Source organism: Bacillus cereus group sp. BfR-BA-01380, from assembly GCF_022663535.1.
Lineage (GTDB): Bacteria > Bacillota > Bacilli > Bacillales > Bacillaceae_G > Bacillus_A > Bacillus_A cereus_BB.
The window spans coordinates 1-427 of record NZ_JAKUFS010000097.1 but is presented as its reverse complement, the minus strand read 5'-3'; the positions used below and the strand labels follow the sequence as shown (position 1 = coordinate 427).

Here is a 427-nt window from a genome sequence, read left to right as displayed (position 1 = left end):
TTTGTTGTTGTAATTTTTTGAGGAATAATAAAATTTCTTTACTAGGCATGCCACAATCTCTAATGTGAAATCTATTCCCTTTTCCAATTTCTAATTCATATGAGATTAAGGCAATAGGGATATTGCGGAAAATATACCAAGGAAAGTATAGGCTTACAAAGTCTTCGCTAAAATATATTCCTGATTTACATATCAGAATGCCAGTCGCACTCCTACCAAAATTACCTAAGAGAGAGGTATCTAAAAAAGCAATGATTTCTTCATCATTCGGAAGAACATACCTGTCCAGAATACTTTTAAGTTTTTTTGAAGGTATATGTTTAGTGCAGAATAAAAGTACAGAATATTGCGAAGTATTTGTGCATAGATAGCATAAATGCATTAAAAAAGGCTTGCAAGCTCTTCCATTACCCTCTACTGTGTTAGG

Annotated in this window: 1 pseudogene; it reads right to left on the bottom strand. The window is 32.8% G+C overall.

Features of this window, described 5'->3' with window-relative positions:
* Positions 1-427: pseudogene (locus tag MR076_RS26060) on the bottom strand (hypothetical protein); the annotation flags it as partial.